This window comes from Streptomyces sp. NBC_01445 (assembly GCF_035918235.1).
Lineage (GTDB): Bacteria > Actinomycetota > Actinomycetes > Streptomycetales > Streptomycetaceae > Streptomyces.
In genome coordinates, this window is sequence record NZ_CP109485.1 from 4,084,882 (window position 1) to 4,098,675 (window position 13,794).

Genomic DNA, 13,794 nt, shown 5'->3' on the forward strand with positions numbered 1-13,794 from the left:
GCCTCTTCTACTGCTGAGGGGTGGTGGCTATTCGGGGGTGGCGTCGAGCGCGTGGCCGACGAGGGCCAGGAGGGTCTCGACGACCGAGATGCGCTGCCGCGCGTCCATGATGAGGACAGGGATGTGCGGCGGCACCGTCAAAGCCTCGCGCACGTCGGCGGCGGCGAACTCGTCGGAGCCGTCGAAGTGGTTGACGGCGACGATGTACGGGAGCCCGCAGCTCTCGAAGTAGTCGAGGGCCGGGAAGCAGTCGGACAGCCGCCGGGTGTCGGCGAGCACGACCGCGCCGATCGCGCCGCGCACCAGGTCGTCCCACATGAACCAGAAGCGCTGCTGCCCCGGTGTGCCGAAGAGGTAGAGCACCAGGTCGTCGTCGAGCGTGATCCGCCCGAAGTCCATGGCGACCGTGGTCGTGGTCTTGTCCGGGGTGGCGGTGAGGTCGTCGGTCTCCTCGCTCGCCTGGGTCATCAGCGCCTCGGTCTGGAGGGGCTGGATCTCCGAGACGGCGGTGACGAGGGTGGTCTTGCCGACGCCGAAGCCGCCGGCCACCACTATCTTCGTGGCGATCGGGGCGCGGGTGCGGTCCGTCTGCCAGGCCTGGAGCTCTTCCTGGGGCTCGAAGGCGATGCCTTCACGGCCGGACGACGGCTGGGCAGGTACGAAGGCGGGCGTGACGCCCTCGGTGACGCCTTCAGAGACGACGGAGTCCACTCAGCACCCTTTCAAGCAGTGCGCGGTCCGGCTGGCCCGGGCCGTGGCCGGTTCCGTAAACGCGGATCTTTCCCTGGTCGGCGAGGTCGCTGAGCAGTACGCGGACCACGCCGAGGGGCATCGTCAGGAGCGCGGCGATCTCGGCGACCGTGCGCATGCGGCGGCACAGCTCCACGATCGCCCGCATCTCCGGCATGATCCGCGTCGAGAGCGTGCCCTGGCCTATCTCGAGGCGTTCCTCGGGCGCTTCGAGCGCGGCGACGAACGTCTCGACGAGCAGCACATGGCCGAAGCGGGTGCGGCCGCCGGTGAGCGAGTAGGGGCGCACCCGGGCCGGCTTGCGGTCGCCGCCCCGGGTGGGAAGTTTCGGGCCGCCGGTACTGAGATTGGTGACGCTACTGCTGCTGCTCACTTGGCGTTCTCCATCGACTGGCGCAGTTCACTGCGGAGTTCGGGCGTGAGGACGTGCCCGGCACGGCCGACGAAGAGCGCCATGTGGTAGGCGACGACGCTCATGTCGCAGTCCGGGGTGGCGTGCACGCCGAGCAGTGAGCCGTCGCTGATGGACATGACGAAGAGGCTGCCTTCCTCCATCGCGACCATGGTCTGCTTGACGCTGCCGCCGTCCATCAGCTTGGCGGCGCCGATGGTGAGGCTGCCGACGCCGGACACGATCGTGGCCAGGTCGGCGCTTGATCCCTTGGGTCCGCCGCTGTGGTCGGCAGGGCGCTCATTGTTCCTGCCGGGGTCGGAGGAGAGCAGGAGCAGCCCGTCGGAGGAGACGACCGCGACCGAGAGGAGCCCTGGCACCTCCTCCACCAGATTGGTCAGCAGCCAGTGCAGGTTGCGGGCTTCGGTGCTGAGTCCGAATCCGGGGGTGGACGCACTCGGCGTGCGACTGGGCGCAGTCAACTGCTTGCCTCCTCGACTGTGTCCCCCTTGGGTTCTGCGGTCTGTTCCGTCCCGCCGATCTCGGCCTCGACGTCCCGCCGTCCCTTGTTGGCCCCCTGGTGGAATCCGCCGAGCCTGCGGCGCAGGGCGTCCGCGTCGACGGATCCGGTGCGCGGCGCCGCGGCGGGCGCGGGGGCCGAGATCTTGGGGGTCCTCTTGGGCAGGCCCTTGTCCGTGACGCGCTCCCACTGGGGGGTGCGGGCCGCGGGGATCACGGGCTCGTCCGCCGCCTCGGGAGCGGGAGGCGTGTCGGCCTTGGGCCGGGTGGGCAGGCCCGGGGTGCCGCTGGTCTGCCCGGCGCCGGTCTCGTCGGCGACCCGCTCGTGCGCGGGCTCGTCGTCGAGGTGCAGGGTCTGCGGCGCGGGCTCGGGGGCTGCCGCCGGTACGGGTTCCGGGTCGACGGCCGGTACGGGTTCCGGGTCGACGGCCGAGATCGGCGCCGTCAGCGTCATGGTCGTCTCGGCGGGTGACTCGGCCGGGACCGCGGGCTTCGTGAGCTCCGGTTCGGGTTCCGCCACCGGTGCGGGCGCTTCGGCGGCTGTCCCCGCTTCCCGTACGGCGTGCTCCGCCGCGGCGATCAGCGGGTCGTGGCCGTCCTTGGAACGGCCGCTCAGGACATTGGAGTTGGCCTCGGCCTCGGATCCGGGCAGGTGCACGGCGGGCGCGGCGCCCGCCACCGGGACCCGCGGCGGCACGGCTGCCGCGGGGGCCGCCGCGAGGAGCGTCCTGGGCAGCACGACGACGACGGCGATCCCGCCCTGCTTCTGCTCGCGCAGCTGCACCCGCACGCCGTGGCGCGCGGCGAGCCGGGCCACGACGTACAGGCCGAGGCCGAGTCCGTCGCCGTCCTCGGGGTCGAACATCTCGTCGTCCGCGAAGGCGGCGAGGCGGGCGTTGAGCTCCTTCATCCGCTCGTCGGTCATGCCGATGCCCTCGTCCTGGACGGAGAGCATGACCTCGCCGCTCTCCAGGAGCCAGCCGGACACCTCGACGGAGGCGTCGGGCGGCGAGAACGACGTGGCGTTCTCCAGGACTTCGGCGACAAGGTGGCTGAGGTCGTCGGCGGCGAAGCCGGCGAGGTGCGCGTGCGGCGGGAGCGCGGAGATCCGGACCCGCTCGTAGCGCTCGATCTCGCTGACCGCGGCGCGCACGACGTCGACCAGCGGGACGGCCCCCGGGTTTCCGTGGCCGTGCTCGGCGCCGGCGAGTACGAGGAGGTTCTCGCTGTGCCGCCGCATGACCGTGGCGAAGTGGTCGAGCTTGAAGAGGGTCGCGAGGCGCTCGGGGTCCTGCTCGCGCTCCTCCAGGTTCTCGATGACGCCGAGCTGGCGCTCCACGAGGCCGAGGGTGCGCAGGGCGAGGTTCACGAACGTGCCGTGGATGCTGTGCCGGACCCGGTCCAGGTGGGCCGCGGCCGCGGCGAGTTCGGCGCGCAGCTTCTCGCGCTCGTCGGCCATGGTCGCGCGCTGGCCGATCAGGTGCTTGCGGTCGGCCTCCAGCGTGGTGAGGCGCTCGTGGAGGCCGAGTGTGTGCGCGTGCAGGGCGTTGACGGACCGTACGACCTGGGCGAACTCGTCGTTGCGGCCGGTGAACTTGACCGGCTCCTCGCTCGCCGGGTCCCCCGCGAGGCGGGCCGAGCCGAGGCGGAGCACCGCGAGCGGCCTGGTCAGTGTGCGGGCCATGGCCATCGAGACGCCGACGGCGACGAGCAGGCACAGACCGGCCAGCGCGATGCGGACCTCGAGCGCGTCGACATCGTCGTCGCGCAGCAGGGCGAGGTCCTTGGTGCGCCGGTCGTAGAGGGACGACTCGGCGCCGCGCATCAGGTCGATACGGGCGGACAGCGCGGCGTCGATGTTCTTGGGGTTGCCGGCGAGGTCGTCGGCGGACAGCGTGGGCTCGTCCGTGAGGGCGGCCAGGTACTTGTCGGCCTTGGTGACGTCGGGCCCCGTGACCGTCGCGCCGTAGGAGGCGACGGACGCGGCCGGGGCGGCGTCCTCGAAGTCGGCGAGCGCGGCCTGTTCGCGTACCTGGGCCTGCTGGGCGGCGGCGCTCAGGGCGTCGCGCTGCTTGCCGTCGGCCGAGTCCTGGGAGACGACGGTCTTCGGCAGTCCGGTGACCGGGTCGATGACCGTGGACGTCTGGCTGGAGCGCGGCACGGCGAGCGCGGCGAGCAGGAGTCCGCGGGCGGCGGAGGCCTGTTCGACGGCCCGGTCGAGGTCGGCGAAGGCGTGTGCTCCGGAACCCGCGCGGGGCGGGGTGCTCTCTGCGAGCTGCTCGGCGGTGCGGTGCAGCTCGTTGATCGCGTCGGAGTACGCCTTGTGCGCCTCAAGAGCGCTGCCCTTGCCGGTGAGCGCGGCCCGGCGGACGGCCGCGATGCCGGCGAGGTCGCGTTGCAGCGGGGCCGGTGCGTCGGTGCGGAGCTCTTCGAGCTGCCGGTCGACGCGGGCGCTGCGGCTCTCGGAGAGCCCCTCCCCCTTGGGCCGCCCGGCGGCGATGAAGGCGGTGACCTCGTCGCGCTCGTCGGCCAGGGAGTGGGAGAGCGTGACGGTCTGCTGGGTCCGCGCCGCGAGGTCGACCAGCTCCTGGGAGTCGCCGATCTGCCCGGACGCGGTCATGAGAGCGGGTGCGGCGGCACCGGCGATCGCCGCGGCGACTACCGCCACGGCGATGATGAGCCGGTTGCGCACCCGCGCGGTACGTCGTCCTCCGGGGTCCGCGGGGGTGCCCGCCGGGGCCTGCGCGGCGGGTCCTGCGGGAACCGTCGTGCGCCCCTCGTCCGCTTCGGAGGCCGCTTGCTTGCCCTTGCGTCGAGGCCGCATCTTCCGCACCGGTGCTCGCATTCCTGACTCGTCTACCCATGGGCCCGGGTGACGATCTGTCAACGCGCGCGCCCCCTGGAATGGCTCCAGACCATTCCAGTGCCGGTGAGCAGTGGTCGCGCATCACCTAGCCAGCCACCCGAAGGAGTGAACATCGAGCGGGAGTTGGCGAGCAAGTCCCGGTGGCATGGGCACGGAGCCCGAACGGGGCGCCGGTTGGACGTCTCTCACAGGCTTTGGCAAGATGCCCCGCCACTCTCCGGCGGAGTCGATCATTCCGGGCGAAACCAGGCGCCTGACCTGCCGATGCGGCTCAACTCGCGACTCAACGGGCCTCTTGTGAAGGGCTCGTGCAGACTGGCCGGATGCGCATCGAACTCGCGACGGAGCCCAGAAGCCCCGACCGACCCAACGAGGACTACGCCTCTGCGGCCGTTCCCGCCTCCGGACAGGGTGGAGTACTGGTGGTCCTGGACGGGGTCACGCCGCCCAGGGGCGAGACCGGCTGCCTGCATTCCGTCCCCTGGTTCACGGCCCGGCTCGGCGGCGCATTGGGTGAACTGTCCGTTTCACTCAGGGATATGACGTTGACCGCCGTCCTCGCCGAGGCAATCCGCCGCACCGCCGACACCCATCGGCGTACCTGTGACCTTTCTCACCCGCGTACGCCTCAGGCAACCGTGGTCCTGGCGCGGTGGGACGCGGAGCGGGTCGAGTATCTGGTGCTGTCCGACTCGGTGTTGCTGGTCGAGGACGCGTCCGGCTCGGTCACGGCGCTCGTGGACGACCGGCTCGACCGCGTGCCGCGCTCCTCCCTCGTCTCGGACGAGGTGGCCGACGCGACGGTGCGCAACAAGGAGGGCGGCTTCTTCACGGCCGCCGCCGACCCCTCGGCCGCCACCCGCGCGGTCACCGGCGAACTCCCCCGCGCGCAGGCGCGCACGCTCGTGGCACTGACCGACGGAGTCACGCGCTGGGTGGAGAAGTTCCACGAGGGCGACTGGGCAGACCTGTTCGCGCTCGTACGCAAGGAGGGCGCTCACGCGGCGGTCGCGCGCGTACGGGCCCTGGAGGACGCGGACGAGCAGGACCGGGTCTTCCTGCGGCGCAGCAAGACCCATGACGACGCGACGGCGGTGTACGTGGAGCTGTAGGGCCCTAGCTCTCGGCCCCGGCGTTCAACTGGTGCAGCAGCCGGGCCAGTTCCGCCACCTCGGTGCGGTCCCAGCCCGCGAGCTGGCGTACGTACGTGGCCCGGCGGGCGTCGCGCACCTGGCGGAAGTTGGCGCGGCCCTCGTCGGTGAGGTGGATGAGCCAGGCGCGGCCGTCGGCGGGGTCGGGCTCGCGCGCGACGAGCCCGAGGTCCTCCAGGGCGCGCAGCTGCCGGCTCATGGTGGCCTTGCCGACGCCGATGTACGCGGCGAGTTCGGTGGCCCGCTGCCGGCCGCACTCCTCCAGGCGTGCGAGGAGGCCGTAGGCGGCGGGTTCGAGGTCCGGGTGGACGGCGCGCGCCATCTCGCCGGAGGAGGCGCGGGCCCGCCTGAGGAAGACCGTCAACTCCCGCTCCAGGGACAAGAATTCGTGGTCCACACCACTCTCCGTCGCGTCGAATTCGGCGCCCGGCCGCGCGCCGTTCCCGTCCTCGTGCACGTCAGCACCCATGCCAGGGTTTCCCGTTCCTGAAAGTTTCCGCCATTCGCGGCCATTGCCGCAGCTCCGCCAGTATTTCGCAGGAGTAGACCAACGGCAGCATCCGGGCCCCCTTCCCTCCCGGCGGTCTACGTGCGTAGCTTCATTAGTGACATGTCCACACCAGTGACATGTCGAAAGGTCCCCCCCACCGAGCTCACAGAAGCTCAACGAGGCCTTCGGAGGCACGCAATGCCCGTGCACAGATCCGGAACCGTCCGCCGCCCGCGCCTGAGGCGCATCCCGGCGGCCGGAGTCATCCTCGCGGCGCTCTCGCTGCTGTTCACCCTGCCCACCGCGGCGCAGGCAGCCGACGTCCCCGCCCGTGGCTCCGCCACGATGGGCATGGGCGTCGCCGAGCACGACGGCCGAGGCGGTCTGCCCGCCGACAACAAGGCGGCCCAGACCGAGGGCGTGGACACCAGCAGCCACAACGGCAACGTGGCCTGGGCGACCCTCTGGAACAGCGGCGTGAAGTGGGCCTACGTCAAGGCCACGGAGGGCACGTACTACACGAACCCCTACTTCGCCCAGCAGTACAACGGCTCCTACGACGTCGGCATGATCCGCGGCGCGTACCACTTCGCGACCCCGGACACGACGACCGGCGCCGCCCAGGCCAACTACTTCGTGGACCACGGGGGCGGCTGGTCCCGGGACGGCAGGACCCTGCCGGGCGCGCTCGACATCGAGTGGAACCCGTACGGCGCGGCCTGCTACGGCAAGACCGCGGCCGGGATGGTCAGCTGGATCCGTGACTTCGTGAACCAGTACAAGGCCCGCACCGGCCGCGACGCCGTGATCTACACGGCGACGAGCTGGTGGACCGAGTGCACCGGCAACTCCAGCGCCTTCGGGGCGACCAACCCGCTCTGGATCGCCCGCTACAACACCGACCCGGGCGCGCTCCCGGCCGGCTGGGGCTTCTACACGATGTGGCAGTACACGTCGTCCGGCCCGACGGTCGGCGACCACAGCAAGTTCAACGGCGCCTACGACCGACTGCAGGCGCTGGCCAACGGCTAGCGGCTGCCGCACAGGGAAGGCCCGGGCCCCCAAGGGGACCCGGGCCTTCGTCATCCGGCCCCAGTGGGCGGAGCCCACTGAAGGACACAGGCGTCACGCCGCGACCGGAACCTCCACGGCGGCCGGGGCCAGCGCCAGTTCGAGCACCTGGCGCACGTCCGTCACCGGGTGCACGTCCAGCTTCTCCAGGACCTCGGCGGGGACGTCGTCCAGGTCCGCCTCGTTCCGCTTCGGGATGACGACCGTCGTGATCCCGGCCCGGTGCGCGGCGAGCAGCTTCTGCTTGACGCCACCGATCGGCAGCACACGGCCGGTCAGCGACACCTCACCGGTCATCGCCACATCCGTACGGACCTGGCGCCCGCTGAGCAGCGACGCGAGAGCGGTCGTCATGGTGACTCCCGCGCTCGGGCCGTCCTTCGGCACCGCGCCCGCCGGGAAGTGGATGTGCACGCCCCGGTCCTTCAGGTCGGCGACGGGCAGCTCCAGTTCGGCGCCGTGCGAGCGCAGGAAGGAGAGCGCGATCTGCGCGGACTCCTTCATCACGTCACCGAGCTGACCGGTCAGGGTCAGGCCGGCCGCGCCCGTCTCCGGGTCGGCGAGGGACGCCTCCACGTAGAGGACGTCGCCGCCCGCTCCGGTGACCGCGAGTCCGGTGGCCACGCCCGGCACCGCCGTACGGCGCTCGGCCGGGTCCTGCGCCGCCTCGGGCACGTGGTGCGGACGCCCGATGAGGCTCCGCAGGTCGGTGTCCTCGACGGTGAACGGCAGCTCGCGCTCGCCCAGTTCGTGCTGGGCCGCGACCTTGCGCAGCAGGCGTGCGACGGACCGCTCCAGGTTGCGTACGCCGGCTTCCCGCGTGTACTCCCCGGCGAGCTTGCGCAGCGCGCTCTCGTCGAGGGTGACCTCGCCCTTGTCCAGACCGGCCCGCTCCAGCTGGCGCGGGAGCAGGTGATCGCGGGCGATGACGACCTTCTCGTCCTCGGTGTACCCGTCGAGCCTGACCAGCTCCATACGGTCGAGCAGGGCCTCCGGGATGGCCTCCAGGACGTTCGCCGTCGCGAGGAACACGACGTCGCTGAGGTCGAGTTCGACCTCCAGGTAGTGGTCGCGGAACGTGTGGTTCTGCGCCGGGTCGAGGACTTCGAGCAGGGCGGCCGCCGGGTCGCCCCGGAAGTCGGACCCCACCTTGTCGATCTCGTCGAGCAGCACGACCGGGTTCATCGACCCGGCCTCCTTGATCGCCCGCACGATACGGCCCGGCAGGGCGCCCACGTACGTACGCCGGTGTCCGCGGATCTCCGCCTCGTCCCGTACGCCGCCGAGGGCGACGCGGACGAACTTGCGGCCCATGGCGTGCGCCACGGACTCGCCGAGCGAGGTCTTGCCGACGCCGGGCGGGCCGACGAGCGCGAGCACCGCGCCGCCCCTGCGCCCGCCGACGACGCCGAGCCCGCGCTCGGAACGCCGCTTGCGCACGGCCAGGTACTCGGTGATGCGCTCCTTCACGTCCTCCAGGCCCGAGTGCTCGGCGTCGAGGACGCTCTGGGCGCCCTGGATGTCGTACTCGTCCTCGGTGCGCTCGTTCCACGGCAGTTCGAGGACCGTGTCGAGCCAGGTGCGGATCCACGAGCCCTCGGGGGACTGATCGCTGGACCGCTCCAGCTTCTCGACCTCCTTGAGCGCGGCCTCGCGGACCTTCTCCGGAAGGTCGGCGGCCTCGACCCGCGTGCGGTAGTCGTCGGACTCCTCGCCCTCCGACTCACCGTTCAGCTCGCGCAGCTCCTTGCGCACGGCGTCCAGCTGGCGCCGCAGCAGGAACTCTCGCTGCTGCTTGTCGACGCCTTCCTGGACGTCCTTGGCGATGGACTCGGCCACGTCCTGCTCGGCGAGGTGCTCGCGCAGCTGCTCGGTGGCCAGCTTGAGCCGGGCGACCGGGTCGGCCGTCTCCAGGAGCTCCACCTTCTGCGGGGTGCTCAGGAAGGGCGAGTAGCCGGAGTTGTCGGCGAGCGCGGAGACGTCGTCGATCTGCTGGACGCGGTCCACGACCTGCCAGGCGCCGCGCTTCTTCAGCCAGTTCGTGGCGAGCGCCTTGTATTCGGTGACCAGCTCGGTCACGGAGCCGGGCAGCGGCTCCGGCACGGTCTCCTCGACCGCGAGGCCCTCCACCCACAGGGCGGCGCCGGGGCCGGTCGTGCCCGCGCCGATCCGCACACGGCTGCGACCGCGGATCAGGGCGCCGGGGTCGCCGTCGGCGAGCCGGCCCACCTGCTCGACGGTCCCGAGCACGCCGGTGTTCGCGTATGTGCCGTCGATCCGGGGAACAAGAAGCACCTTCGGCTTGCTGCCGCCCACAGATCCGCTGGAACGGGCCGCTGCCTGGGCGGCCTCCACCGCGGCGCGTACGTCGTTGTCGTTGAGGTCCAGGGGCACCACCATTCCGGGCAGCACGACCTCGTCGTCGAGCGGCAGCACGGGCAGGGTGAGCGGTGTGGACGTCGATGCCATGATCTCCCCTTAAGCAGTCAAGTTGAGCTATGGAGACTCAATGCACGTGAGCCCGTGAATGTTCCCCTGGCGCTGTTCGCTCTCGGCGATCAGCCGATGGGCAGGGGAAATCCGCAGCTCAGAGGGGGTGTGTGACGTGTACGACCATGGGCCGGCCGGGGGGACTGCGTCAGGTCGCGGAGGATTCCGGCGCGCGCCGCCACCGGCGCACCAGCGGCCAGGTCCCGATGCCAATGGCGAGGGCCATGAGATGGCCCCAGTTCGCCATCGGGTCGGTGAAGGCGATGAGGTCCTCGACCAGCATTCCGCCGGAGACGGCGAGCACGGTCCAGCGCAGCCAGGGCGTGAGGAGACCGGCGAGCGCGCCGATGCTCGCGGCCACGCCGAAGCTGATGCCGTAGTCGAGGCGGTGCAGGGAGCTCTCGGGCAGATGCCCGGCCATCACGGAGAGCCCGACCGGCACCTCGGTGGCGAGCGTCGCCACGGTGTGGCCGAGGACGAAGACACCGGCGGTGCGCAGGCCGCCGATCCTGCGCTCCAGCGCCGTGAGGACGATGAGGAAGCAGACCGCGAACGGGGATGTGATCCCGCCGGCGATCCACAGGGCGCTCGCGACCAGCACGAACACGGGCGTGTGCGCGAGGTGCGCCACGTCGGTACTGGAACCCCGCAGCGCGGACGCGACGACGCCGGGGTCGGCGAACAGCGCGAAGAGGGACGTGCCGATGAGGACGGCGGCGTAGACGAAGGTGAACGGGGTCCCCGTGGGCGTGGGCAACAGCCGCCAGGGGCGCAGCCGGCGACGAGGGGCGGCGCTCTCGGGCGCCGTGCGCCCGACGGTCGCGTCAAGCGCTGTGCCATTGCCCGGCGCCTGAGCCGGGATGGCGTCGAGCAGGTGCCGCGGCAGGGGTGGCGAAGCCTCAGGCAGCGTCTCCGAAGAAACATCCGCCCCGCCAGCCTCGACCGTCACGCCACGCTCCACCTGCGGCATCCTTTCCCGTCCGGCCCGCCCCAACCCTTCGCCCCTCGCACCCGCGCTGTCTATGACCGGCGCCACGTGCGGCACGATCCACAGGACCCGCACAGGAGAGCCGTCAACTCCCTTTCCAGGGACAGCCGGGCGTCGCACCGGTTACGGCAGGATGGACGCCATGTCCACCTCGTACCCCGCCCCGTACGACACCGACCACACCGCCCCCGTCGTCCTCGACCGGCGCGAAGGGCCCTTCGGAGAGGTCGTACTGCGGCGCCACGGCGCGCTGCTCCAGATCATCGCCAACGGATGCTTCCTGATGGACACATCCGACGGGCGCTCCGAGCGCCTCCTGGTCGACGCGGCGCTCGACGCTCTCGACGACCGCCCGGCGCCAAGAATTCTTATCGGCGGGCTCGGCGTCGGATTCTCCCTCACACACGCGGCTGCGAATTCCCGCTGGGGCCGCATCGCGGTCGTGGAGCGCGAGCCGGCGATCGTCGACTGGCATCGCGAGGGCCCGCTGTCCGAACTGTCACGGTCCGCGCTCGCCGATCCGCGCACGGAGATTGTGGAGGCGGACCTTGTCTCGTACGTCCAGGAATCGACCGAGACGTACGACGCGCTGTGCCTCGATATCGACAACGGACCCGACTGGACGGTGACGGAGGGTAATGACAACCTCTACTCACCGGTAGGTCTCGCGGCCTGCCGGGAGCGGCTCGCCCCTGGTGGCGTGCTCGCCGTGTGGTCCGCACAGCCCTCCGCAAATTTTGAAGGAACCTTGCGGAATGCCGGATTCCGGTCGGTCCGCACCGAAGAGATCCCGGTTGTCCGGGGCGTTCCGGACGTCGTACATCTCGGGGTCAGGCCTGCGTAGCCGACTCGCGGTAACTCCCCGTACGCTGACTGCCGAAACCCAGATCATTCAAGCGTCAAGCGCACACGGATGTGCGCATTCAGGGGCGGGGCGATGGAGCAGACACACACCTCCCACAACGGCACCACGGCTACGCCGGGTGCCCAGCGACGGGTCCTGGTCGTCGAGGACGACCCCACGATCGTCGACGCCATCGCCGCACGGCTGCGCGCCGAGGGATTCCTGGTGCAAACGGCACAGGACGGTCCGGCGGCGGTCGACACGGCCGAGGCGTGGCAGCCGGACCTGCTGATCCTCGACATCATGCTGCCCGGCTTCGACGGGCTCGAGGTCTGCCGCCGTGTGCAGGCGCAGCGGCCGGTGCCGGTGATGATGCTCACGGCGCGCGACGACGAGACGGACATGCTCGTCGGGCTCGGCGTGGGTGCCGACGACTACATGACGAAGCCCTTCTCGATGCGGGAGCTCGCGGCGCGCGTGCACGTCCTGCTGCGGAGGGTCGAGCGCGCGGCGCTCGCGGCGGCCACGCCCAGGAGCGGCATCCTGCGGCTCGGCGAGCTGGAGATCGACCACGCACAGCGCCGTGTGCGGGTGCGCTCCGAGGACGTCCACCTGACGCCCACGGAGTTCGACCTCCTGGTCTGCCTGGCCAACACGCCCCGCGCCGTCCTCTCGCGCGAGCAGCTGCTCGCCGAGGTGTGGGACTGGGCGGACGCGTCGGGCACCCGGACCGTCGACAGCCACATCAAGGCGCTGCGCCGGAAGATCGGCGCCGAGCGGATCCGCACCGTGCACGGTGTGGGCTACGCGCTGGAGACGCCGACGCCATGACCGGCAGCGGCGGCGCATCCGACGTACGGGACGCGGACGGGTACGAGCCGGGGTCGCCGGGCCTGGCGCCCGGCACTCCCCCGGCCGCCCGGCCCCTGGCGGGCCACTGGGTGCAGGCCGGCCTGCGGCCGTTCTCCATCAAGACCAAGCTCGGCACGCTGGTCGTGGTCTCGGTGTTCATCACGACCGGACTGCTGATGGTCGCCGTCCGCACCCAGACCGAGCTCCGTTTCATCACGGTCTTCTCGGTCATCGCGACGCTCCTCATCACCCAGTTCGTGGCGCACTCGCTGACCGCGCCGCTCGACGAGATGAACACGGTCGCCCGCGCCATCTCGCACGGCGACTACACGCGCCGGGTCCGTGGCGCGGACCGGCGCGACGAGCTCGGCGACCTGGCCGCGACGATCAACCGCATGGCGGATGACCTGGAGGCCCAGGACCAACAGCGCAAGGAGCTCGTGGCGAACGTCTCGCACGAGCTACGCACCCCGATCGCGGGCCTGCGCGCCGTCCTGGAGAACGTCGTGGACGGGGTCTCGGCCGCCGACCCCGAGACCATGCGCACGGCGCTGAAGCAGACGGAGCGTCTGGGCCGGCTGGTCGAGACGCTGCTCGACCTCTCCCGGCTCGACAACGGCGTGGTCCCGCTCAAGGCCCGCCGCTTCGAGGTGTGGCCGTATCTGTCGGGCGTCCTGAAGGAGGCCAACATGGTCGCCTCGCAGCGCGCCGGCATCGCCTCGGGCTCCGGCACCCATACGCGTACGGACGTGCATCTGCACCTGGACGTGTCCCCGCCCGAGCTGACCGCGCACGCGGACCCCGAGCGGATCCACCAGGTCGTGGCCAACCTCATCGACAACGCCGTGAAACACAGCCCTCCGCACGGCCGCGTGACCGTGCTCGCGCGGCGCGGTCTCTACCCGGAGTCGCTCGATCTGGAGGTCCTCGACGAGGGCCCCGGCATCCCCCGCTCCGAGTGGCACCGCGTCTTCGAGCGCTTCAACCGGGGCGGCCATGTGAAGGGCGCCGCGCACGGCCCCGGCAGCGACGGCGGCACCGGTCTCGGCCTCGCCATCGCCCGGTGGGCCGTGGACCTGCACGGCGGCCGGATCGGCGTGGCCGAATCGGCTCGCGGCTGCCGGATCCAGGTCACTCTTCCGGGCCTGCCCCGCGTTCAAAGTTGACGTAGGGTTCGAACCGGAAGCACAAGATCGCCGTGCCATTCGCCACGGGGTGCGGGCCGATGGGCCGCACTCGTACAACGACGTACCCAAGGTGAACCGGAACCCCGCTTGTTTCCCGCCATTTCCAGCGCCGAAACACGGCTTCCGGTGTGACTTACGCGACGGATGACCGGCCCGGTCTGCAAGTCCCGGTGTTGGAGGCGTAGCCTTTATTCC

General features: G+C 71.2%; 12 protein-coding genes. 5 read left to right on the forward strand and 7 right to left on the reverse strand.

Annotation, left to right across the window (positions count from 1 at the left end; genetic code table 11):
- Nucleotides 1-27: 27 nt before the first annotated feature.
- From OG574_RS18460 to OG574_RS18475, 4 genes are all read right to left on the reverse strand, one after another.
- Nucleotides 28-627 carry a GTP-binding protein gene (locus OG574_RS18460; RefSeq protein ID WP_398375834.1) on the reverse strand — a complete coding sequence of 200 codons (600 nt, stop codon included), beginning with the start codon at nucleotides 625-627 and terminating at the stop codon, nucleotides 28-30.
- A 64-nt stretch (nucleotides 628-691) separates the two neighbouring features.
- Nucleotides 692-1,123, reverse strand: coding sequence for a DUF742 domain-containing protein (locus OG574_RS18465; protein WP_326774130.1), 432 nt, complete (start codon nucleotides 1,121-1,123; stop codon nucleotides 692-694).
- Complete coding sequence (locus OG574_RS18470; RefSeq protein WP_266674084.1) at nucleotides 1,120-1,623, reverse strand: roadblock/LC7 domain-containing protein; 504 nt, start codon at nucleotides 1,621-1,623, stop codon at nucleotides 1,120-1,122. The genes OG574_RS18465 and OG574_RS18470 overlap by 4 nt, the downstream gene beginning before the upstream one ends.
- Complete coding sequence (locus tag OG574_RS18475; RefSeq protein ID WP_398375615.1) at nucleotides 1,620-4,505, reverse strand: sensor histidine kinase; 2,886 nt, start codon at nucleotides 4,503-4,505, stop codon at nucleotides 1,620-1,622. The genes OG574_RS18470 and OG574_RS18475 overlap by 4 nt, the downstream gene beginning before the upstream one ends.
- Before the next feature lie 344 nt (nucleotides 4,506-4,849).
- On the opposite strand from OG574_RS18475, the gene OG574_RS18480 reads away from it, so the two are divergent.
- Nucleotides 4,850-5,638, forward strand: coding sequence for a protein phosphatase 2C domain-containing protein (locus OG574_RS18480; RefSeq protein WP_326774132.1), 789 nt, complete (start codon nucleotides 4,850-4,852; stop codon nucleotides 5,636-5,638).
- Between the two features lie 4 nt (nucleotides 5,639-5,642).
- Here OG574_RS18480 and OG574_RS18485 read toward each other — a convergent pair whose 3' ends face one another.
- Nucleotides 5,643-6,146 (reverse strand): MarR family winged helix-turn-helix transcriptional regulator, encoded by a 504-nt coding sequence (locus OG574_RS18485; protein WP_326774133.1) that lies wholly within the window; start codon nucleotides 6,144-6,146, stop codon nucleotides 5,643-5,645.
- A gap of 219 nt (nucleotides 6,147-6,365) precedes the next feature.
- Here OG574_RS18485 and OG574_RS18490 point away from each other — a divergent pair, with 219 nt between their 5' ends.
- Complete coding sequence (locus OG574_RS18490; protein ID WP_326774134.1) at nucleotides 6,366-7,199, forward strand: lysozyme; 834 nt, start codon at nucleotides 6,366-6,368, stop codon at nucleotides 7,197-7,199.
- 93 nt (nucleotides 7,200-7,292) lie between these two features.
- Here the strand turns inward: OG574_RS18490 and lon are convergent, their stop codons facing one another.
- Both lon and OG574_RS18500 read right to left on the reverse strand, forming a co-directional pair.
- A complete protein-coding gene (gene lon, locus OG574_RS18495) occupies nucleotides 7,293-9,707 on the reverse strand; it encodes an endopeptidase La (RefSeq protein WP_326774135.1) in 2,415 nt (804 codons plus the stop codon).
- 169 nt (nucleotides 9,708-9,876) lie between these two features.
- Nucleotides 9,877-10,677: a rhomboid-like protein gene (locus tag OG574_RS18500; RefSeq protein WP_326774136.1), complete on the reverse strand. Its 801-nt coding sequence runs from the start codon at nucleotides 10,675-10,677 to the stop codon at nucleotides 9,877-9,879.
- A gap of 181 nt (nucleotides 10,678-10,858) precedes the next feature.
- Between OG574_RS18500 and OG574_RS18505 the strand changes: the two genes are divergently transcribed.
- The 3 genes from OG574_RS18505 (at nucleotide 10,859) to OG574_RS18515 (ending at nucleotide 13,578) form a co-directional block, all read left to right on the forward strand.
- A complete protein-coding gene (locus OG574_RS18505) occupies nucleotides 10,859-11,560 on the forward strand; it encodes a spermidine synthase (protein WP_384258132.1) in 702 nt (233 codons plus the stop codon).
- A gap of 93 nt (nucleotides 11,561-11,653) precedes the next feature.
- Nucleotides 11,654-12,391, forward strand: a complete 738-nt coding sequence (locus OG574_RS18510; protein WP_100595905.1) for a response regulator transcription factor — start codon at nucleotides 11,654-11,656, stop codon at nucleotides 12,389-12,391.
- The gene (locus OG574_RS18515; protein WP_326774138.1) at nucleotides 12,388-13,578 is read left to right on the forward strand and encodes a HAMP domain-containing sensor histidine kinase; all 1,191 of its coding nucleotides are present in this window, start codon (nucleotides 12,388-12,390) and stop codon (nucleotides 13,576-13,578) included. Before OG574_RS18510 ends, OG574_RS18515 begins: the two co-directional genes overlap by 4 nt.
- Nucleotides 13,579-13,794 lie beyond the last annotated feature (216 nt).

Bases quoted from the DNA above. Each gene is read 5' to 3' on its own strand.
- OG574_RS18475 (WP_398375615.1), bottom strand. From the start codon at position 4,505: ATGCGAGCACCGGTGCGGAAGATGCGGCCTCGACGCAAGGGCAAGCAA.
- OG574_RS18480 (WP_326774132.1), top strand. From the start codon at position 4,850: ATGCGCATCGAACTCGCGACGGAGCCCAGAAGCCCCGACCGACCCAAC.
- OG574_RS18485 (WP_326774133.1), bottom strand. From the start codon at position 6,146: ATGGGTGCTGACGTGCACGAGGACGGGAACGGCGCGCGGCCGGGCGCC.
- OG574_RS18490 (WP_326774134.1), top strand. From the start codon at position 6,366: ATGCCCGTGCACAGATCCGGAACCGTCCGCCGCCCGCGCCTGAGGCGC.
- lon (WP_326774135.1), bottom strand. From the start codon at position 9,707: ATGGCATCGACGTCCACACCGCTCACCCTGCCCGTGCTGCCGCTCGAC.
- OG574_RS18505 (WP_384258132.1), top strand. From the start codon at position 10,859: ATGTCCACCTCGTACCCCGCCCCGTACGACACCGACCACACCGCCCCC.
- OG574_RS18510 (WP_100595905.1), top strand. From the start codon at position 11,654: ATGGAGCAGACACACACCTCCCACAACGGCACCACGGCTACGCCGGGT.
- OG574_RS18515 (WP_326774138.1), top strand. From the start codon at position 12,388: ATGACCGGCAGCGGCGGCGCATCCGACGTACGGGACGCGGACGGGTAC.